19 protein-coding genes are annotated in these 20866 nt (G+C 66.6%); 11 read left to right on the top strand and 8 right to left on the bottom strand.

Annotation, left to right across the window (positions count from 1 at the left end; translation table 11 throughout):
* Positions 1 to 21 precede the first annotated feature (21 nt).
* From DM992_RS18885 to DM992_RS18865, 5 genes are all read left to right on the top strand, one after another.
* On the top strand, positions 22 to 603 hold the full coding sequence (locus DM992_RS18885; RefSeq protein WP_111018149.1) for a recombinase family protein: 582 nt from the start codon (positions 22 to 24) through the stop codon (positions 601 to 603).
* 314 nt (positions 604 to 917) lie between these two features.
* On the top strand, positions 918 to 2009 hold the full coding sequence (locus tag DM992_RS18880; RefSeq protein WP_111018148.1) for a lipid II-degrading bacteriocin: 1092 nt from the start codon (positions 918 to 920) through the stop codon (positions 2007 to 2009).
* A 72-nt stretch (positions 2010 to 2081) separates the two neighbouring features.
* On the top strand, positions 2082 to 2420 hold the full coding sequence (locus DM992_RS18875; protein ID WP_162631689.1) for a hypothetical protein: 339 nt from the start codon (positions 2082 to 2084) through the stop codon (positions 2418 to 2420).
* A 253-nt stretch (positions 2421 to 2673) separates the two neighbouring features.
* Positions 2674 to 3591 carry a LysR family transcriptional regulator gene (locus DM992_RS18870; RefSeq protein ID WP_111018146.1) on the top strand — a complete coding sequence of 306 codons (918 nt, stop codon included), beginning with the start codon at positions 2674 to 2676 and terminating at the stop codon, positions 3589 to 3591.
* A 139-nt stretch (positions 3592 to 3730) separates the two neighbouring features.
* Entirely contained in the window at positions 3731 to 4480 is a 750-nt protein-coding gene (locus tag DM992_RS18865) for an SDR family oxidoreductase (protein WP_111018145.1), read from the top strand.
* Between the two features lie 92 nt (positions 4481 to 4572).
* Here the strand turns inward: DM992_RS18865 and DM992_RS18860 are convergent, their stop codons facing one another.
* Both DM992_RS18860 and DM992_RS18855 read right to left on the bottom strand, forming a co-directional pair.
* Complete coding sequence (locus DM992_RS18860) at positions 4573 to 6219, bottom strand: glycoside hydrolase family 32 protein (RefSeq protein ID WP_111018144.1); 1647 nt, start codon at positions 6217 to 6219, stop codon at positions 4573 to 4575.
* A 155-nt stretch (positions 6220 to 6374) separates the two neighbouring features.
* Positions 6375 to 7961, bottom strand: a complete 1587-nt coding sequence (locus tag DM992_RS18855) for a glycoside hydrolase family 68 protein (protein WP_111018143.1) — start codon at positions 7959 to 7961, stop codon at positions 6375 to 6377.
* Between the two features lie 203 nt (positions 7962 to 8164).
* On the opposite strand from DM992_RS18855, the gene DM992_RS18850 reads away from it, so the two are divergent.
* From DM992_RS18850 to DM992_RS18830, 5 genes are all read left to right on the top strand, one after another.
* Positions 8165 to 9178, top strand: a complete 1014-nt coding sequence (locus tag DM992_RS18850) for a substrate-binding domain-containing protein (RefSeq protein WP_111018142.1) — start codon at positions 8165 to 8167, stop codon at positions 9176 to 9178.
* A gap of 395 nt (positions 9179 to 9573) precedes the next feature.
* A complete protein-coding gene (locus DM992_RS18845; RefSeq protein WP_111018141.1) occupies positions 9574 to 10260 on the top strand; it encodes a type 1 glutamine amidotransferase domain-containing protein in 687 nt (228 codons plus the stop codon).
* 145 nt (positions 10261 to 10405) lie between these two features.
* Positions 10406 to 11515, top strand: a complete 1110-nt coding sequence (locus tag DM992_RS18840) for an NADH:flavin oxidoreductase/NADH oxidase (RefSeq protein ID WP_111018140.1) — start codon at positions 10406 to 10408, stop codon at positions 11513 to 11515.
* Positions 11516 to 11651: 136 nt separating this feature from the next.
* Positions 11652 to 12722 (top strand): AI-2E family transporter, encoded by a 1071-nt coding sequence (locus tag DM992_RS18835; protein ID WP_111018139.1) that lies wholly within the window; start codon positions 11652 to 11654, stop codon positions 12720 to 12722.
* A 223-nt stretch (positions 12723 to 12945) separates the two neighbouring features.
* On the top strand, positions 12946 to 13320 hold the full coding sequence (locus DM992_RS18830) for a hypothetical protein (protein ID WP_111018138.1): 375 nt from the start codon (positions 12946 to 12948) through the stop codon (positions 13318 to 13320).
* A 28-nt stretch (positions 13321 to 13348) separates the two neighbouring features.
* On the opposite strand, the gene DM992_RS18825 is transcribed toward DM992_RS18830, so the two are convergent.
* Positions 13349 to 14143, bottom strand: a complete 795-nt coding sequence (locus DM992_RS18825) for an SDR family NAD(P)-dependent oxidoreductase (RefSeq protein WP_111018137.1) — start codon at positions 14141 to 14143, stop codon at positions 13349 to 13351.
* Between the two features lie 171 nt (positions 14144 to 14314).
* Here DM992_RS18825 and DM992_RS18820 point away from each other — a divergent pair, with 171 nt between their 5' ends.
* The gene (locus DM992_RS18820) at positions 14315 to 15160 is read left to right on the top strand and encodes an AraC family transcriptional regulator (protein ID WP_111018136.1); all 846 of its coding nucleotides are present in this window, start codon (positions 14315 to 14317) and stop codon (positions 15158 to 15160) included.
* Positions 15161 to 15241: 81 nt separating this feature from the next.
* Here the strand turns inward: DM992_RS18820 and DM992_RS18815 are convergent, their stop codons facing one another.
* The 5 genes from DM992_RS18815 to DM992_RS18795 form a co-directional block, all read right to left on the bottom strand.
* On the bottom strand, positions 15242 to 15829 hold the full coding sequence (locus DM992_RS18815; protein WP_111018135.1) for a LysE family translocator: 588 nt from the start codon (positions 15827 to 15829) through the stop codon (positions 15242 to 15244).
* A gap of 99 nt (positions 15830 to 15928) precedes the next feature.
* Complete coding sequence (locus DM992_RS18810) at positions 15929 to 17395, bottom strand: heavy metal sensor histidine kinase (protein WP_111018134.1); 1467 nt, start codon at positions 17393 to 17395, stop codon at positions 15929 to 15931.
* Positions 17392 to 18087, bottom strand: coding sequence for a heavy metal response regulator transcription factor (locus DM992_RS18805; RefSeq protein WP_034179625.1), 696 nt, complete (start codon positions 18085 to 18087; stop codon positions 17392 to 17394). The genes DM992_RS18810 and DM992_RS18805 overlap by 4 nt, the downstream gene beginning before the upstream one ends.
* Positions 18088 to 18109: 22 nt before the next feature.
* On the bottom strand, positions 18110 to 19615 hold the full coding sequence (locus DM992_RS18800) for an efflux transporter outer membrane subunit (protein WP_111020287.1): 1506 nt from the start codon (positions 19613 to 19615) through the stop codon (positions 18110 to 18112).
* A gap of 5 nt (positions 19616 to 19620) precedes the next feature.
* Positions 19621 to 20850, bottom strand: coding sequence for an efflux RND transporter periplasmic adaptor subunit (locus tag DM992_RS18795; RefSeq protein ID WP_111018133.1), 1230 nt, complete (start codon positions 20848 to 20850; stop codon positions 19621 to 19623).
* Positions 20851 to 20866 lie beyond the last annotated feature (16 nt).

Below are 20866 nucleotides of genomic sequence, written 5' to 3'. Positions count from 1 at the left end.
CCTTAATCGTACATCATTAGTATGGCCAAAACCCTGATCGGCTACGCGCGCTGTTCGACAGACAAACAGGATCTGAGCGCCCAGCAAAAAGCGCTCGCTGAACTCGGCGTGTCGCCGGATCGGGTTTATACGGATCACGGACTGAGCGGCACCCATCGATCACGGCCAGGCTTGGATCAGGCGCTTGCCGCCGTCCGTCGCGGCGACACGCTGGTCGTGCCGAAGCTCGATCGCTTAGCCCGATCAGTCCCGGATGCGCGTGATATTGCCGACTCGCTGGTCGCTCGCGGCGTGAAACTCGCCATCGGCTCGAGCGTGTACGATCCGGCCGACCCGATGGGCAAGATGTTCTTCAACATCCTCGCCACCGTTGCGGAGTTCGAGGCCGATCTGATCCGCATGCGCACTCGCGAGGGCATGGCCATCGCGCGGGCCAAAGGCAAACTGCGAGGCAAGCAGCCGAAGCTTTCCGTTAAGCAGCAAAAGGAGTTGCGTCGCTTGTATGGCGACGGCAATCACTCCGTCAGCGATCTCGCCGAGCTGTTCTCGGTTTCGCGTCCAACCGTGTACCGAACCCTCGCTCGTCAACCTGAAGGTCGATAGCGCGAACTCGATAGGTCACTCTCCCGTCAAGCATTCGCTGGGCTTAACTGACTTCCCTGTTCCGTTACTCCCCAGCCCCATGTCGGAGTAGAAAGGGGCGGGCTTGTAATTTTTCGTAATATGCGTTAGATATATGAAAGGTTGCAAAAGTGACGGTGTATAGGTCGCTGGCGCTCGCCGGCCTCCGTGGAACAAACCGGGGCTTGTGCAACTTGCATGGGGCAGAGCGAACCAAATCTGCCAATTTCAAAATAGTCTTGACCCGGATATTCGGAAGCGCCGTGAACAAGGCCACATGATATAGGGGTTGTTAGATGAAAAGAAGAGATTTTCTTGGCGCTTCAGCAATTGCATTAGTAAGTAGTCCTATTCGATCTATGGCACAAGGGCATGGCCCCGCAGATGATCTTTTGCCACCGATTAACATCACTGCCCCCAACAACATCAGCCTACCATTACCATCTCCAGGTGGTCCGGCTGGGGGATGCTACTGGGCAGTAAACGGCGACAACATTCGTGGCGGGATCTTCCAAATCGGCAGACTGCGCCTGGTCAACGGGAAGAAAATTCTTGAGGCAGCCGCCGGTGGAAAGTCGCGCGATGTACTTTCGGAATTTGGGTACGGACTCGAACTCGCGAGCAAACAAATAATACAATCACAAATTGCAACTTATGGTCTCTTTACACAGTGGATGGCTGACATCGGATGGCAAAGTATCGTTGGCCTGGATCAATATGGACTTTCCGAGACGACATTTAGCGGGTTGACTACTCTTTTTGGGTTGTTTAGTGACTACTATTTTAGCCACCTTCCCGCACCATCCATTACCGATTTTAAATTCTATTCGACGCCATTTTTTACACTCGGCGCCTACTATAATTGGATAAATGGCAAGGGTGACAACAAGGTCGTCGATCTAAAATCATTGAAATTGGGAATTGGAGTGCAACAAATCTCTCCAATTCGAAATATTATCGTCAACGATGCAATGGGGGCCGGAAGTTATCCAATTGACGCTGAATTCAGTACGAACTTGCTGAACGATCAAGAGTTGATCGTGGGATCGGCTCTCGGACGAGTTAGTGGACACGTAAACGGGGAACTATTTTTGGGCAGTGATGGAAGTTTTTACTTCCGAGGGGAGTATAGGCTCAACCCGGACAAGTTTGATTTTGATGCATCCAATTCGCGCCCGAAAATACAAGAAGCCCTGACGACGCTTGTACGTCGTATCGGTGAGTTCACCAATCACAAAGATTTCATGATCTACTTCTCAGGGACCCAACCACTTAATGTTAACGGGAAAAGAGCCGACATCAAGGCAATGAATCCAGACGGCACCCCGGTTCCAGTCGCGGATCCTCGAGCAAGGATCGGCGGTTTCGGGCGCAGGCCACCATTTTGATTCACTAACCATTGACTCGGCATGAGGATATCTAAACAACTTTCCTCATGCCAATAAATTGGACCTACAATCATGGAAGGAAATTTGACAAGAAAATCATTAAAATACTTAGTCGTCGCAATTGTCGCATTGCTCGTTTTCGCACTGGTTTTATTTGCGATTTTCGTTTACGTTAAGAATTGGGATGGCGGTGACGGCGTTTGCCCCAACATGGGCAAATCAGAGATTTCCGCCTACATGCAGAAGTACATCAAACACAATAATATGTCTGACGTTGAGGTTGACGAAAATTTCAAGTATTCAACCGACCTCAATCAATGGAAAATCCACTATCGATTCGGCGGGTATCGATATGAGGCAAAAATGACGTGCTTTGGCTATATCGTCGAAAATGAGAGGGTGTACGATTAAGTTCATGCAAAAAGGAGCTGCCTTGAATGTCGACGCCTGGCTGGTTCCGGATCCATCCCGTCGTGCGCAACTGCGCGAGATCCTTGCCGATCGCGACCGGCCCTACTGCGAGCACCAGCTGGCGGCGTAAGCGGGATGGAGGAACGGTAATGAGCGGCCTCTAAGTCGGTTGGCTGTTCCATTGCTCCCCGGATCCCCTTACGATCCACGGGAGCCACGACAACCCCAGACCAACCCGCACCGGAGCGTCCCCATGCTGTCCGAAGACGAACTTGCGCTGCTCGACGCGATCCGCGCGACCGGCAGCCTGTCGCGCGCCGCCGCGCGGCTCGGCAAGGCGCCGTCGACCGTGTCGCACGCCGCGCGCCAGCTCGAAACCCGTTTCGACGCGCTGCTGTTCGACCGGCGCGGCTACCGGCTGCAGCTCACGCCGGCCGGACAATTGCTGGCCGACGAAGCGTCGCGGCTGGCGCTGGACGTCGCGCGGCTGACGCAGCGCGTGCGGCAGGTCGCGAGCGGCTGGGAGGACCGGCTGTGGATCGTCAGCGACGAGGTGCTGGAGTTCGACACGCTGCTGCCGGTCGTCCGCGCGTTCGACGCGCTCGATTCGGGCGTGTCGCTGCGCTTCACGCACGAGGTGCTCGGCGGCACCTGGGAAGCGCTGCGCGACGGTCGCGCGGATCTGGTGGTCGGCGCGACCAACGAGCCGCCGGCGATCCCCGGCTTCAAATGGTTCGAGCTGGGTGCGATGGAGTGGGTGTTCGCGGTGTCGCCGCGCCATCCGCTGGCGTCCGTGCGCGACGCACTGACGCGCGACGCGATCGGCGCGCATCGCGCGGTCGTCGTCGCCGATTCGTCGCGGCGCGCGGCCGGCCGCGCGTATGGCCTGCTCGGCGGGCAAGCCGTGCTCGCGGTGCCGTCGATGCGCGCGAAGATCCTCGCGCAGCGCGACGCGCTCGGCGTCGGCTGGGTGCCGCGCCGGCGCGTGGCGTCGCTGCTCGCGCGCGGCGAACTCGTCGAGAAACAGACGGCCAACCCGCGCGAACCGAACGTGCTGTATGTCGCGTGGCACGGCGACCGCGACGGCCGCGCGCTGCAATGGTGGCTGGAGCAATTGCGCGAGCCCAGACTCGCGCAGCGCCTGCTCGACGGGATCGACGTGACCGGCTGAGCCTGGAAAAGGGGGGGGATCGCCCACTCAAACACGTTCGACGATTTCGAACATGTTCGCCGCGCGCGTCGTACGGCAACACAGGTCGCCGCGCGCATCCTGTGTTCACGGTCAACTCACCGGTTCACAGGAGAACATCATGCAACGCTTCGAAGGAAAAACGGTCCTCGTCACGGGCGGCAACAGCGGCATCGGCCTGGCGGCCGCCAACGCATTCGCGGCCGAAGGCGCGCGGGTCATCATCACCGGGCGCGACGCGCAGACGCTGGAAGCCGCACGGCAAACGCTCGGCGAAGGGGCGCTCGCGATCCGCAACGAGGCCGGCAGCGTCGCGTCGGCGCGGGCACTGGCGGACGCGATCGCTGCCGCGGGCGCGCGGCTCGACGCCGTGTTCATCAACGCGGGCGTCGCGAAACTCGCGCCGTTTGCCGACAGCGACGAGGCGATGTGGGACCTCGTGTTCAACACCAATGTGAAGGGCGCGTATTTCCAGATCCAGTCGCTGGTGCCGCTGTTGAACCGCGGCGCATCGATCGTGATCAACGGCTCGATCAACGCGCACATCGGGATGCCCGGCTCGTCGGTGTACGCGGCGAGCAAGGCGGCCGTCAATTCGTTCGCGAAGACGCTGTCGACGGAACTGCTGCCGCACGGCGTGCGCGTGAATGTCGTGAGCCCGGGGCCGGTTCAGACGCCGCTGTACGGCAAGCTCGGGCTCGACGCGGCGACGCTCGACGAAACGGCCGGGAAGATCAAGGGCCTCGTCCCGATCGGCCGGTTCGGCACGCCGGATGAAATCGCGTCGACGGTGCTGCACCTCAGCGCGCCGGAATCCGCGTTCATCGTCGGCGCGGAGATCATCGCGTCGGGCGGGATGGGATTGCTCTGAGCCGTAATACCGGCGGGGACCGCACCGGCCGACGCAGCGCCGGGCGGACGGTCCCCGTCGCATGCGGGAAGGGCGACGCTCTCGAACCGCACCTATCGCGTCGTGCAGGCGCTGCGCGTATCGCCGCCGGCTTCGAGCTGCGTCACCGTGAGCCCCGAGAACGTCGCGCGGCCGTGCTCGGCAAACACCGCGACGCGGTTCGCGTCGAGCGGCGGAAAGACCAGGTCGGTGAGCGTGACGCGGCCGCCGTTCGCAAACACCTCGACCGACCCGCGATCGACGACGATTTCGAGCCGCAGTTGCCCGTGTTCGAGCGGCAGATCGACGATATGCTCGCGGCTGAACGTGCCGGCGAAATTCGCTTCGCCGGACTGCGAGCGGTCGAGCGTCAGCGTGCGTTTCGCCGTGTCGTACACGATCCGGGTACCGGTCGTGCCGTCCGCCGAGCGCCGGACGATCAGGCCCGCGCGCGCCGCGCGCTGCGGCGTGATCGTCACCGTGATGCGTTGCACGACGCCGCGCGTCGCAGCCGACAGCTCGCGCGTGGCGGATTCGACCGCAAGCTCGCCTTCGTGCACGGCGGGCCGGCCGTCCGCCCACGCGTCGAACGCGGCGGCCGGCGCGGCGACGAGGCGGGGTTCGCCGTCGATCGTCTTCAGCGCCAGCTCGCGCGGCAGGGTCGTCGCGCCGCGCCACGGCGTGGTCGGCACTTTTGCCGCGTAATCCCAGTTGCTCATCCACGCAATCGCGACCGGCCGAGTGCCGGGCGCGCCCGAGAAGGTGCCTGCGGCATAAAAGTCGGCGCCGTGATCGACCCAGCGGAATCGGGCGGGATCGGAACCGGACGGCGCGACGCGATCGGGCGTGAACGTGCGGCCGTCGAAGTCGCCGACGAAATACATCGCGCCCGAGCCGCCCGCGATCGACCACGGATTCACGTTGACGATCATCACCCACTTGATGTGCCGAGGATCGCCGTCGAGCGGCAGCGGCACGAGGTCGGGCATCTCCCACAGTGCGCCTGCGTGCGGCACGTCCGGTAACGTGAAGTCGCTCAGGAACGACCAGTGGATCAGGTCGTCGGAGCGATAGAGCTTGACGACCTGCGCGTCGGCGACGACCGTCGTCATCAGCCAGTGGTGCCCGGGCGCGTACCACGACACCTTGGGGTCACGGAACTGCTTCGATTCGGGATCGAGCGTGAGCACGGGGTTGTGTGCGTAGGGCTGCCACGTCGCGCCATGGTCGACGCTGTAGGCGAGCGACTGCGCCTGCGTGCCGGGCGCATGGCCGGAGCCGTCCTTGTAGACGCTGGTGTAGAGCGCAACCAGCGGTGTCTTGCCTGGCGACCCGAGGCCGGACGTGTTGTGCGTGTCGGCGACGATCGAGCCGGAGAAGATTTCCTCGGTGGCGTTCGCGCGCATCGCGACCGGCTGCTCGCGCCAGTGCACGAGATCGGTGCTGGTCGCATGGCCCCACGACATGTTGCCCCAATCGTTGCCGAGCGGGTTGTACTGATAAAACAGGTGGTAGCGGCCGTTGTCGTAGACGAGCCCGTTCGGATCGTTCATCCAGTTGCGCTGCGGCGTGTAATGCAGCGCGGGGCGCCATTGCGGCGTGCCGTTTTCGGTCGATGCTGCGCAGGGCGCGGCGGCGGCCTGCGTGCAGGCCGCGCCCGCCGCACAGGCGAGCAGCAGCCGGGCGATCCGGAAGGAAAAGCGGAAAAACGTCGATCTCATGCGGGGTTCCGTGCTCCGACGCGCGAAGCGGGAAAGGAGGGCGCGTGCCGCTTGCAAAGGCGGCACGCGCGATCTGCGGAAGAAAAAAGCGGCGCGCACGCGACACGCGCGATGTGCGCCGCCTCAGCGCTTGCGGGCGGTGCCCGCCGCGGCCGTTACGGGCGGGTGCCCGGGCCGCCGTTGTGGTCGGCGCCCGTCGCCGGCAGGTTCGCCGGGATGTCGCCGTAACCGCCGAGCCCGCCGCGTCCGTACGCGCGGTCGACCGCCGTCGACGTGCCGTTGATGTTGACCTTCACCGTCGGCGCGAGCGTGCCGCCGCGCCGCGGGCCGATCGCATCGATGAACGACTCGACAAGCCCGCCCGGCATCACGTAGTGCGAATACGACTGGAATTCGCGCGGGTTCTGGTTCGGATCCTGCGAATACGGCGCGCCGGCCGGTGCGGAGAAGTCGGTCGGGTTGCCGAGCACGAGGCCGCTGCCGCCGTTCAGCGGCAGGAAGTCGCTGCGGATGCCGTTGCCGACGAAGCCGTACACGCCGTCCGGCCCGTCGACGCCCGCGGCCATCGTCGTACGGTGGCTGATCGTGAACAGGTAGTACTTGCCGTCCTTCAGGTAGATCTGCGGGCGCTCGGTCTGGTCGTCGACGCAGTTCGCCGACAGGATCGGCGGCAGGAACTTCCATTCCGTCAACTGCGGGTTCGTCGCGACCGCGAGGCCGACATTGGCCTTTTGATACACTGCGCCCGAATTCATCACCGCGTTGAGATCTTCCTTGTACGGATCGTTCGGCGCGTAGCCGAGATCGGCCTCGGTGCAGGTGCGTGCGCCGCGCTGGCCGCCCGTATTGCCTTCGAACACCATGTAGGTCTTGCCCGGATGCGCGGGATCGGTGAACACGAACGGATCGCGGAACGAGAAGTAGGTATTCTGCTGGCCCGTCTGGTAGTAGTTGCCGTCCGGCTGCAGCAGCGCCTTGTGATCGTCGAAGCCGCTGAACCACACGTGCTTGTCGTCGGCGTGGATGTGGCCGTCGGCGCGCGTGATGATCGCCTGCGGCGGCGTGATGTCGGCACCGCCGGGCGCCGAGCGGTTGAACGACGTCGCGGTGTAGTAAAGGCTGACGTTGTCGCCGTGCGTGAGGCGCGCCGAACCCGACCATTCGGCGTTGTTGGTCATCGGCGCGGTGCCGAACACCCTGGCGCTCGCGCCGTCCGGGAACAGGTGGCCGCCCCAGGTCCAGCCGCCGTTCGCGGGGCGCTGCGACGCGGGGACGCCCGCGCGGCGGTAGAAGAAGCCGATGCGCGCGTGGACGTGGCGGTCATCGAACGTGTAGCCCGCGTGCGGATCGGCGGTGAGCGAGAAGATCACCTCCCAGCCCTTGTAGCTGAGCTGGTTCGCGCGGAGGTCGGCCAGCGGCCAGGTGTCCCAGACCCACACGTTCGAGTTGATCAGCGGGAAATCCTGCGGGATGTCGGGCATCGTCAGCGCTTGCGGCAGCGAGTTCTTGTCGGCGCCGGCCGTGTGCGACTGTGCGACGATCTGGCGGATGTCCGCGCGGGTCCAGCGCATCGTGAAGTTGCCTTCGGGATCGTAGGCCTGCTGCGTGTGCGGCGTGGGCGCGGGGGCGCCGGCGCTCTGCGCGTGCGTGACGGACGAAGCGGACGCGAAGGCGGCCAGTGCCGCGCCAGCGAACAGCAAACGTTTGGCCGCAGTCGCGCGGCAAAAAGGAAAGTGTGTCATCTCGGCGTTATTTCAATTGACGGTGAAAGGGAACGGATGAAGGTGGCATCGATGTCCAAACCGGTTTGGATACTATTTCAAACCGGTTTGGAACGCAAAAGATATTTATTTGACGGTAATGATTACCAAATGGAAATAATTACCCGATTGATGCGTCCGGGCATCCGGGCGACCGGGCGGACCGGCGAAAACGGGGAGCGACGGTGAAAGTGAATCTGAAGGCGCTGTCGGATGCGCTCGGGCTGTCGCGGACGACGGTCAGCCGTGCATTGAACGGTTACGACGACGTCAGCGAGGCGACCCGCGAACGCGTGGCGAAGGCCGCCCGGGAAATGGGCTATGTGGCGGATCCGACCGCGCGCCGGCTCGCGACCGGGCGGGCGGACGTGATCGGGATCGTCTATCCGTTCGGTGCGGGCGATCTCGGCGATCCGCGTTTCGGCGAGGTCGTCGCGGGCATCACCGAGCGGCTGGCCGAGCGCAATCTCGATTTCATCATTGCGTCGGCGCGTCCGAATGCGGAACTGGACACCTACCGGCGGATCGTCGACGGCAAGCTCGTCGACGGGCTGATCGTCGCACGCACGCTCGTCGACGATCCGCGCATTGCGTACCTGCAGTCGAACGCGTTTCCGTACGTCGCGTACGGCCGCACGCAAACGTCCGAGCCGTATGCGTGGTTCGATTTCGACAACGAGGCGGGCGCGCGCGATGCCGTCCGTCGGCTGACCGGTTTCGGACATCGGCGCATTGCGATGATCAGCGCGCCGCTGGCGCTGAATTTCGCCGCGCAGCGTCGCGCCGGCTATCTGTCGGCATTGCGCGAGGCCGGTATCGAGCCGGATCCGGCGCTGCTCGTCGAATGCACGTTTACGCACGACGGCGGGCTGCAGGCCGCGCGGGCGCTGCTCGCGCGTGCCGAGCGGCCGACGGCGCTGCTGGTCGACAACAATATCGCGGGCGGCGGCGTGTTTCAGGCGATGGTGGACAGCGGGCTGAGGCTGGGGCAGGACATGTCGCTGATCGTCTACGACGGCGTGCCGCCGGACATCGCGCATCCGCATCGCGTGACGGCGGTCATGCAGCCGACCGGGCACGCGTCGGGGCGCGCGCTGGCGGAGTTGATGCTGAGGCGGCTGGACAACGGCATACGTGAGCATCGGCTCGAGGCGCCGGTAATCGAGGCCGGCGATACGGACGGTCCGTTGCGCGGCTAGCCGGTGCGACGGACACGGGCGGGGCGCGATCGGTGGCGGACGTTGCCGGATCGCGCCCGGTCGAAAGGCCATGACGGCGACAGGGGCGAACGGCCATTTTCTAGACGACTGGTCTAATCCATGGGTATCATCCGTCCTCGTGAATGCGACGACGTCCGCTGGCGCGTGCAACGAAGACGCGAAATTGCCATTTCGCGCTGCGATGCTGATCGTGCAGCGTACGCCGTCGTTTTATTTGGGAATTTTCTAGACGACTGGTCTAATAGACGCATGCGGCATTCGGATACGCGAGTCGCACGTTGACGCGCCATAGCGGACTAACCGACAGGCGCGTCGTGCCGACCGCCCCCGGTTGCGCGGCAGCGTTCCCGTCCATTTTCGAAGGAGTTTCGATCATGAAGATTCTGGTTGTCCTGACCTCGCACGACACGCTCGGCGACACCGGCAAGAAGACCGGCTTCTGGCTCGAGGAACTGGCCGCGCCGTACTACGCGTTCAAGGATGCGGGCGTCGAGCTGACGCTGGTTTCGCCGAAGGGCGGCCAGCCGCCGCTCGACCCGAAAAGCAGCGATCCGTCCGCGCAGACCGATGCGACGCGCCGCTTCGACGCCGATCCGGCGGCCAAGGCCGAACTCGCCTCGACGCGCAAGCTGACCGACGTGTCGGCCGACGACTACGACGCGGTGTTCTACCCGGGCGGCCACGGCCCGCTGTGGGATCTCGCCGAGGATCTGCATTCGATCGGCCTGATCGAACGCACGCTCGCGGCCGGCAAGCCGGTCGCGGCCGTCTGTCACGCGCCGGGCGTGCTGCGTCACGTGAAGAACCCGGCAACCGGCGAATCGGTCGTGCGCGGCAAGCGCGCGACGGGCTTTACCAACAGCGAGGAAGCGGCCGTCGAGCTGACGGAAGTCGTGCCGTTCCTCGTCGAGGACATGCTGAAGACCAACGGCGCGGAATTCGAGCGCAGCGCCGACTGGGCGCCGCATGTCGTCACCGACGGGCTGCTGATCACGGGGCAGAACCCCGCGTCGTCGGCGCCCGCTGCCGAGGCGCTGCTCGCGAAGCTCGGTCACCGGTAACTACCTGGTTGGCGTCGGCCGGGCCGGCGCCGTTCCGTATTCGTCGCCGGGCGCAGCTGGCCCGACGATGGCCCGAATCGTTCCGCCGTGCGCATTGCCCGGCGAGTTCCCAGTCGTTTTGCAGAACCAAGCAAAGGAGTCGTGGATGTCTGCCCTGTTCGAACCGTTCAAACTCAAGGATGTCACGCTGCGCAACCGCATCGCGGTGCCGCCGATGTGCCAGTACGTCGCCGAAGACGGCGTCGTCAACGACTGGCATCACGTGCATCTGGCCGGCATCGCGCGCGGCGGCGCGGGCCTCGTGATCGCGGAGGCGACGGCCGTGTCGCCGGAAGGGCGCATCACGCCGGGCTGCGCGGGGCTGTGGAACGATGCACAGGCCGAAGCGTTCGCGCCGTCGGTCGCGGCGATCAAGGCGGCCGGCTCGGTGCCCGGCATCCAGATCGCGCACGCGGGCCGCAAGGCGAGCGCGAACCGTCCGTGGGAAGGCGACGACCATATCGCCGACGGCGATCCGCGCGGCTGGCAGACCATCGCGCCGTCGGCCGTGCCGTTCGGCGCGCATCTGCCGAAGGTGCCGCGTGAAATGACGCACGACGACATCGCCCGCGTGCAGGCCGACTTCGTCGCAGCGGCGAAGCGTGCGCGCGACCTGGGCTTCGAATGGCTCGAACTGCACTTCGCGCACGGTTATCTCGGCCAGAGCTTCTTCTCGGTGCATTCGAACCGGCGCGACGACGAATACGGCGGTTCGGCCGAGAACCGCGGCCGCTTCCTCGTCGAAACGCTCGCGGCCGTCCGCAAGGTGTGGCCCGAGCATCTGCCGCTGACCGCGCGCCTGGGCGTGATCGAATACGACGGCCGCGATGAGGAGACGCTCGCCGAGTCGATCGCGCTCACGCAGCGGATGAAGCGGGAAGGGCTCGACATGCTGAGCGTGTCGGTCGGCTTCTCGACGCCCGACGCACGGATTCCGTGGGGCCCGGCGTTCCTCGCGCCGATCGCCGAGCGCGTGCGCCGCGAGGCCGGGCTGCCGGTGTCGTCCGCGTGGGGGATCGACACGCCGCAACTGGCGAACCGCGTGGTGGCGGAAGAACAGCTCGATCTCGTGATGGTCGGCCGCGCGCATCTCGCCGATCCGCACTGGCCGTACTACGCGGCGCAGCAGCTCGGCGTCGAGCGTCCGTCGTGGACGCTGCCCGCGCCGTATGCGCACTGGCTCGAGCGTTACCGGATCGCCGACAAGGTGGCCTGAGCGGGCGCGGCAACGTAGCGTCGGGGCGGCTCGTGCATGACGCGCGCCGCCGATCCGGGGCCGATGGATAGAATGGCGGTTCGTGCAGGCCGGTTGCCTGCGCGAACCGCCATTTTTCCATTTCGACAGGGGTGCCATGGACGCACATGTGCCGTCGTCTCACGAGTCCGCCGCTCAGCCGCGCGCGCAGCAGATCGCCCGCGTCGTGCTGTATGCGGCGCTGCTGGTGCTTGCGCTGTGGGTGATCCGCGACTTCATTCCCGCCATCGCGTGGGCCTGCGTGAGCGCCATCGCGATGTGGCCGCTGCTGAAACGCTTCGAATCGCACCGGCTGTTCCGCAACCGGCCGACGATCACCGCGCTCGTCATCACGGCGGCGATTTCGCTGCTTGTCGTGCTGCCGATCGCCGTCGCGGCAATCCAGGCGATCGGGCAGGCGCACGACCTGCGCGAGTGGCTGCGTACGATCCAGGACAACGGCATTCCGCTGCCCGAGGTCGTCGGCCGGCTGCCTTACGGTTCGGCGCAGATCACCGAGTGGTGGCAGGCCAATCTCGGTCATCCGCTGCATGCGGCCAGTGCGATGCACGGCGTCAACAGCGAGAAATTCCTCGCGTTCGGCCGGCAGTTCGGCACGAAGCTCGCACATGCGCTGCTCGAATTCGGCTTCATGCTCGTCACGCTGTTCGTGATCCTGCGCGCGGGCCACAAGCTGTCGGGCGCATTGCTGCAGGGCGGGCAGCGCGCGTTCGGGCGCAACGGCGCGGAACTGATCGAGCGCATGGTCAAGGCCGTATACGGCACGGTGACGGGGCTCGTCGTCGTCGGGCTCGGCGAGGGTGCGCTGCTCGGCGTCGCCTATGCGCTCGCGGGCGTCCCGCATGCGGCGCTGCTCGGCCTCGTCACGGCGATTGCCGCGATGCTGCCGTTCTGCGCGCCGATCGTGTTCTGCGGCGCGGCGCTCTGGCTGTTCGTGCAGGGGGCGACGGCGTGGGCCGTCGTGGTGGCGGTGCTCGGTTTCGTCGTCGTGTTCGTCGCCGAGCATTTCGTGCGGCCGGTGCTGATCGGCAGTTCGGCGCGACTGCCGTTCCTGCTCGTGCTGTTCGGCATCCTCGGCGGCGCCGAGACGTTCGGCCTGATCGGCCTGTTCGTCGGCCCCGCGCTGATGACGGTGCTGACGATGCTGTGGGCCGAATGGATCGCGTGATGATGCCCGCCGTCGTGCCGCTTCGATGGATCGGCGCGACGGGATGGGTGCGCATGCAAGCATGCGCCGTCCGCAACGGTCGGCAACGATCCGGCCGGCGCGCGGGGCATGCCGGGCAGGGGTTCGCATGAGGCGCTCTACATTTCTTTTCGATCCGGACCCAAAGGTCGAGTAGCATGGGGCTTTCGATCACGCCGGCATGGCGCAGCAGAATTCCCCAAGCATGCGATTGATTCAGATGTCCCGTCCCGCAGCGACGCTGTCCCTTGCCGCCGGTTGCCTGATGTTGCACGGCTGCGCGTGGTTCGACTCGTGGCTACCGTTCTCGTATTCGCGTACGCCGCTCGCGCGGGCCGCATCGCGGCATGGCGCGACGCGCGCCGATGTCGTGCGTGCCGGCGGCAACCCGCGCAGCGTATGGATGGTCCGCAACGGCAGCGGCGTCTGCTACAACTACTTCATCGAACACGGCAACGATCACCGGCCTTACTTCGTCGTATTCGACAAGGCCGGCGTCGTCACGCAGTACGGCTTCGATACCTGCATGGACGCCGATCGCAAGGGCAGGCTCCAGCCGGACAAGGCCGCTTCGCGCTAGCGCGGCGGCGTGCGCCGAGCGCGAGCTGTCATGCGAGCGTGTCGACCACGCCGCCATCGACGCGCAACGCCGCACCCGTGGTGGCCGAAGCCTGCGGCGAGCATACGTACACGACCAGGTTCGCGACTTCCTCGGGTGTCGCCGGTCGCTGGATGATCGAGCTCGAGCGATGATCGCGCACGAAATCCACGGCCACGTCTTCGACACTGCGGCCCGTTTTGTCGGCCGTTTCCTTCAGCAGCGCGCGCACGCCTTCCGACAGCGTCGGCCCCGGCAGCACCGAGTTGACGGTCACATGGGTGCCGGCCGCGAGCTTCGCGAGGCCGCGTGCGATCGACAGTTGCGCGGTTTTCGTGAACCCGTAGTGAATCATGTCGACCGGGATGTTCAGGCCCGATTCCGATGAAATGAACACGACGCGCCCGGCGTTGCGTTCGATCATCCCCTTCAGGTAATGCCGCGCGAGCCGCACGCCGGACATCACGTTCATCTGGAAGTAATGTTCCCATTCGGCGTCGTCGATATCGAAGAACGCCTTCAGGCCATAGATGCCCGCGTTGTTGACGAGGATGTCCGCATCGGGCGTGTGCTGCGTGACGCGCGCGACGCCGGCCGCGTCGGACAGGTCGGCGGCGACGCCGTCGAAGCTCGCGTCGGGCACGGCGGCGCGCAGTTGCATGAGCGCGGACTGCACCGATGCGTCGCTGCGGCCGTTGACGACGACGCGCGCACCGGCGCGTGCGAGCCCTTCGGCGATCGCGAGCCCGATGCCGGCGGTGGAGGCGGTGACGACCGCGGTCTTGCCTTTCAGATCGATGTGCATGAGCGTGACGGGGGAAGAGTGAACGGGAACCGCCGCGCGTGCCGCGGCGGCTGGAATCCAAAGCTTAGGCGAAACGGCGCGATTCGGCTTCGAAGCTGCAAAGCGCCGGTTGCATCGGCCCGCACAGTCTTGTACGGTGAGCGTTCGCCGCCCGAACCAGGAGCCCGCCGCGTGAGCCGTATCTCCAACCGATCCGCCGTACCGTCGCCGTTCTGGCGCGATGCCGCGCTGCCGTTCATCGAGGCGCGCACCGTCGACGACGGGCGCGCGATCTGCTACGCGAAGCACACGCACGACACGTTTTCGGTGGGCGCGATCGTCGGCGGCACGAGCACCTACGTGAACGGCGCGACGAACGAACACGTCGGGCGCGGCGTGCTCGTGATCATCGATCCGGAGCAGGTGCACGCGTGCAATCCGTACGGTCCCGACGCATGGGCGTACCGGATGGTCTATGTCGACGTGCCATGGCTCGCGCGGCTGCAGCATTCGCTGGGTCGCGATCCGAACCGCGATTTTCACGGGTTTTCGCCGAAGTTGACGGAGCGGCGAGACCTGTTCGCGCAATTTGGCGGCTTCTACCGCACGCTCGTGTCGCCCGGCATCGATCCGCTCGGCAAGGAGAGCGCGGCGGTCGAGTTCTTCACGCAACTGCACGGCGCGCTCGATCGCGAGCTGCCCGGCATGCGCGCCGCGGACGACAACGCAAAACTCGCGCGTGCGGCCGACTACATCGCCGCGCATTGCCGCGAGGGCGTCACGCTCGATGCGATCTGCGCGGCGGCCGACCTGTCGTCGTCGTACCTGATCCGCGCGTTCAACGCGCGCTACGGGATGACGCCGCATGCGTTCCTGATCGATCGCCGCGTGCAGTACGGTCGCACCGAGCTGCGCCGCGGCCGGCCGATCGCCGACGTCGCGCTCGACGCGGGCTTCGCGGACCAGGCGCATTTCCAGCGCGCATTCCGGCGGATCGCGGCCGCGACGCCCGGGCAGTACCGTAGCGCGATGAGCTGAGCGCCAGGGCGGGGGAACTCGGAACGCGGAGTGGGCTTGCGCCGTCGATGCGCCGAAGCACCGGCCCCGCGAGCCGGCCGGCTATACGTCCAGCAGAAAGAGCGCGCTGCCCGCGAGCAGCAATGCCATCAGCCGGTTGAACACGCGCATGCGCCGCGCGTTCGCGAGCCGGTGCCGCAGCGATGCGCCCGCATACGCCCAGCACGCGATCGACGCGAAACAGATCACCAGATACAGCGCGGCGAATAACCAGACCTGCGCGCGGTCGCCATCGGCCGCATACGCGCCCATCGCGGCCACGCACGCGAGCCAGGCCTTCGGATTCAGCCATTGCATCGCCGCGCCGGCCGCCGCCGACGGGCCGGCCACGTTCGGGTCGGCCGACAGCCGGCCGTCGTCGAGCGCGAGCCGCAGCGCCATATAGAGCAGGAACGCGATTCCCGACCACTGCGTGGCGGTCGTCAGCACGGGCCAGCGCACCAGCGCCGCGTGCAGGCCGAGGCCGATCAGCAGGAACAGCGCGACGAAGCCTAGCGTCGCGCCGGCCGCATAACGCAGGCTCGCGCCGAGGCCGTGGCGTGCGCCGGCACTGAGCGCGACGATGTTGACGGGACCGGGGGTGATCGACGAGGCGAGCGCGAACGCGGCCATCGAAACCAGCATGCTCATCAGGTGTCTCCATGCGAAATGTCGAAAGTCGCATCGAGACTACGGGAGCCGCACCGGCCCGTATTGAAGAAAACAACCCTCGGCGGCGCGCGGCCGCCGTCAGTGCAATGCGCGCGGCGCGGGCGCCGGCCGCGTGTCGTGCGGCCCGGCCGAACCGGCGGCATCGGCGGCATCGGCCGGGCGCAGCTGGCCGCCCGCGCAGGGTTGCGTCGACACCGAAAAGCCGAACGTATTGACGCCGCCCGAGCATGCGACGAACACGCTGCCGCCGTGCATCTCGGCCACGGCCTTGACGATCGACAGCCCGAGCCCGTGGTTTTCCTTGCTGTTCGCGCGCGCTTCCTCGAGCCGGTAGAAGCGTTCGAACACATGCGAACGCTGCACGGGATCGATCGGTTCGCCGGGATTCGCCACAGACATTTCGACGAGCGTGTCGCGGCGCGCGATCGTCACGTTCACCGTCGCGCCGGGCGCCGAATGCTGGATTGCGTTGATCAGCAGGTTCGTCATCGCGCGGCGGAACAGCGACGGATCGACGGCCGCGCGCGCATCGCCGTGCAGTTCGGCGCGCAGTTGCGCTTCGTCGAGCGGGATTTCGAGGAAATCGAGCATGCGCCGCACCTCGTCGGCGAGCGACACGTCCTTCAGGTCGGTCGCGCGTTCGCCGCGGTCGCTGCGCGACAGGAACAGCATGTCGTTGATGATCACGCGCAGCCGCTCGAATTCCTCGAGGTTCGACTGCAGCGTCTGGCGCATCCGGTCGACCGAGCGATCGCGGCTCGTCAGCGCGACCTGGGTCTGGCCGATCAGGATGCTGACCGGCGTGCGCAGCTCGTGCGCGACATCCGCGTTGAAGGCCTCGAGCCGCGCGTAGGTTTGCTGGATGCGTTCGAGCGCGCCGTTGAACGAGGTGGCGAGGTCGCGCAGCTCGGCGGGCAGCGCGTCGGTCTGCAGCCGCTGGCGGCGGTTCGCGAGGCTGATCGCCGATGCATCCTGCGACAGCCGGTCGAGCGGCGCGAGCCCGAAGCGCGCGACGGCGCGGCTCAGCAGCAGCGTGATGACGGTGGCGGTGGCAATCAGCGCGGCGAGCGTCAAGCCGAAACGGCGCAGCATCCGCTGCGTGCGCTCGCACGAGCTGGCGACGATCAGCTTCAGCGTCGGCCGCTCACCGCTGCCGGCCACGGTGACGGTCTTCGTCATCACGTCGTAGCTGCTGTCGTTCAGCGCATAGCGCTGGAACGCGCCGAACGGCGGATCGACGGGCACGCCGTTCACCGGCGTACCGAAGCGGAATGCCGGGTTCGTGCTGTCGACCTGGTAGCGCGTCGAGCCGTCGGGCGGTTCGAGGTCGGCCAGCTTTTCCTGCATCAGGCGACCGCGTGCGGCCGTGGTCGAATGCGACACGATCATCTCGGCGACCTTGGTGCGCGTATCGAGCGTCGCGCGCAGCTCGGCGAACAACTGCCGCTCCATCATCACGAACAGCCCGCAGCCGACCAGCGTGAACACGAGCAGCGACACGATGCCGAACATCGCCGACAGCCGCAGGACGATCGAGCGCTTCATGCCTGCCTCTCGGTGTCGCCGTCCTCGCGTGCCTCGAGCACGTAGCCCATGCCGCGGATCGTGTGCAGCAGCTTGTCCGCGAACGGGCCGTCGAGTTTCGCGCGCAGGCGCTTGATCGCCGTCTCGACGACGTTCGCGTTGCTGTCGAAGTTCACGTCCCACACGAGTTCGGCGATCGTCGTCTTCGACAGCACCTCGCCGCTGCGCCGCGCGAGCACGCCGAGCAGCTGGAATTCCTGCGCGGTCAGGTCGAGGCGCGTGCCGTCGCGGGTCGCGCGGCGGCCGATCAAGTCGACGCGCAGGTCGCCGATCGAGATCAGCGTCGATTCCTGCACGCGCGCGCGGCGCGTCAGCGCGCGCAGCCGTTCGATCAGTTCGAGGAACGAGAAGGGCTTGGTCAGGTAGTCGTCGGCGCCGCCGCGCAGCCCGCGCACGCGGTCGTCCACACGGTCGCGCGCGGTCAGCATGATGACGGGCGTCTGCTTCTGCGCGCGCAACGCGCGCAGCACGCCGAAGCCGTCGAGCTTCGGCAGCATCACGTCGAGCACGACCACGTCGTAGTCGAATTCGACGGCCTTCCACGCGCCGTCCTCGCCGTCGAGCGCGGTATCGACGACCCAGCCTTCCTCGGTCAGGCCGCTCTTCAGGTATTCGACGACTTTCGGTTCGTCTTCGACGATCAGCACTTTCATGTTGTTGTTCCGCGTAACCGGGTTAAGGGCCAACGCCCGCGGTGCGCTGCGGGCCGGCCGCCGCGACGCCGGACGGCGCGGGGCCGCCGGTCGCGCCGCCGTCCCAGCCGCCGCCGAGCGCCTTCGCGAGAAAGACGACGAGCGCCGCACGCTGGCCCTGGATCTGCACGGCCTGGCGCTCGCTCGTCAGCAGTTGCTGCTGGGCCGTCAGCACGTCGATGAACGGCGTCAGGCCGCCCGCGTAGCGATCCTGCGCGAGCGACACGAGCTTGCGCGCGTCGTCGACGGCCGCCGATGCCTGCTGTGCGGCGTCGGCCAGCACCGACAGGCCCGTCACCGCATTTTGCACCTCCTGGAACGCGGTGAGCACGGTCTGCCGGTAGCTGGCCTGCGCGGCGGCATAGCCGGCCTGCGCGAAATCGACGCCGGCCTTCAGCTTGCCGCCTTCGAACAGCGGCTGGCTGACCGACGCGCCGACCGACCACAGCAGCGCCGGCACGGTGAACAGGCTTGCGAAGCGCGTCGCATCCCAGCCGATGTCCGGCGACAGCGCGATGCGCGGGAAATATGCGGCGCGCGCGACGCCGATCTGCGCGTTGGCGGCGGCCATCGCACGCTCGGCCGACGCGACGTCGGGGCGCCGCTGCAGCAGATTGCTCGGCATGCCGGTCGGCAGTGCGGGCGCGTTGATCGGCACCACGCGCGGCGGCAGCGAGAATTCGGGGGCCGGCGTGCCGACCAGCGTCGCGATCGCGGTTTCGACCTGCGCGCGCTGCTGGATCAGCAATTGCGCCTGCGTGCGCGTCGCATCGAGCTGCGAGCGCTGCTGCAGCAGATCGAGGCCCGACACTGCGCCGAGTTCGTGGCGCGCGCTCACGTAGTCGAGCGCCTTCTGCTGCAGGTCGATCGAGCGCTTGACGACGTCGATCTCGCTGTCGAACTCGCGCAGCGCGAAATAGCTCGACGCGAGATCGGCGGTCAGCACGAGGCGCGCGTTCGCGAAGTCGTCGTGCGCCTGCTCGGTGCTCGCCTGCGCGGATTCGACGCTGCGCCGCACGCGGCCGAACAGGTCGAGTTCGTAGCTGACGCTCGCGCCGACCTGGATCTCGTTCTGCACGGTCGACATGCTGCGCGTCGCGTAGTTGGTCTGCGGCCGGTCGGCGGAGATCTTGAAGCGCTGGCCGCTCGCGTTCAGGCCGACCGCCGGATACTGCGCGGACGCGACCGATGCGAGCGTGGCTTTCGCCTGGTCGTAGCGCGCGGCGACGGCCTTCAGGTTCTGGTTGTTGCGCAGCGCGTCGGTTTCGAGCGCGTCGAGCTGCGGATCGCCGAACGCGGTCCACCACGCGGGATCGAGCGGCGCGCGGGCCGGCGCGGCCGGGTGCCAGTACGCGTCGGCCGGGTCGAGCCGCCACGCGGCCGGCGTATCGACGGCCGGGCGCCGGTAGTCGGGGCCGACCGTGCAGCCGGCGAGGGCGGCTGCCGCGATGACGGCGGCGAGCGCCGCGGGCCGCACGCGGGCGCGCATCGCGATCACGACTTCGCTCCCGCGACGGCCGAGGCGGGTTTGGCCGCCGGCGTCGACACGACGACCGGGTCGCCGTTCGCGAGCGCGTCGCTCGGGTTCGCGACCAGGCGGTCGTTCGGCGTGAGCGGCCCGTCGACTTCGAGCGTCTGCCCGATCGTGCGCACGACCGTCACCGGTTTCAGGCGGACCTGGCCGTTCGCGTCGACGGACGCGACCGTCGGGCCTTCGGCGCGGAACAGCAGCGTATTGGCCGGGATCTGCAGGCGGCCGACCGGCGTCATCGGCAGCGTCGCCTGCACGTACGCGCCGGGCAGCAGTCGTGCATCCGGGTTCGGCAGCGTGATCTCGATCTGCAGCGAACGCGTCGCGACATCGATCGACCCGGACGTGCGCGTGATCGTGCCGTCGAAGCGTCGGCCCGGCAGCTCGGCCTGCGCGACGCTCACGTGCTGGCCGACCTTCACCTGCTGCGCGTACGCCTGCGGCACCTGTACGTAGAGGCGCAGCCGGTCGGCCTGCACGACCGTGAACAGCGAGCGGCCCGCGTTGCCGGAGCTGACGAGATCGCCGACGTCGACGTTGCGCTGCGTGACGATCCCGTCGATCGGCGCGACGATTCGCTGGAAGCCCTTCAGTTCGGTGAGCCGGCGCATGTTCGCATCGGCCGCGGCGAGGTTCGCGGTGCCCTGGTTGAATGCGCCCTGGCGATCGTCGAGTTCCTGCTGCGACACCGCATCGCGCTGGCGCAACTGTTGCGCGCGGTCGAACGACGTCTTCGCGAGCGCGAGCGCCGCCTGCGCCTGCTGGCGCTGCGCGGTCGCCTGCGCGAGCTCCTGGTTCAGCTCGGGCGTGTCGAGTTCGGCGAGCACTTGCCCCTGCTTCACGTGCGCGCCGATGTCGGCCTGCCAGCGCAGCACATAGCCGCTCGCGCGCGCGTAGATCGGCGCCTCGACGAAGCCGCGCAGCGTGCCGGGCAGCGTCAGCTTGCCGCCGGCGGCCGCGTCGACCGGGCGCACGACGTTCACGTACTGGCGCGTGTTCTGCTCGGCGATCGCGTCGAGCCGGTTGCGGTTCAGCACGTTGACGACGATCGTGCGCGCGGCGCCGGCGGCCAGCAGCACGCCGATCACGACCAGCACGATTCTTCCTCGCCGCGACACCGACGTGCGGGTCGGCAGGTGCATGCCGTGTTCGTCCACCTGGATGCCGACGGAGCTGTGATGTTTCTCTTCCATGAATTGACCGGGTCTA

The organism is Burkholderia sp. JP2-270, assembly GCF_003233675.1.
In the GTDB taxonomy this organism is placed as follows: domain Bacteria; phylum Pseudomonadota; class Gammaproteobacteria; order Burkholderiales; family Burkholderiaceae; genus Burkholderia; species Burkholderia pyrrocinia_C.
Note: the sequence above shows the minus strand (reverse complement) of the source record. Positions and strands in the feature narration are given on the sequence as shown.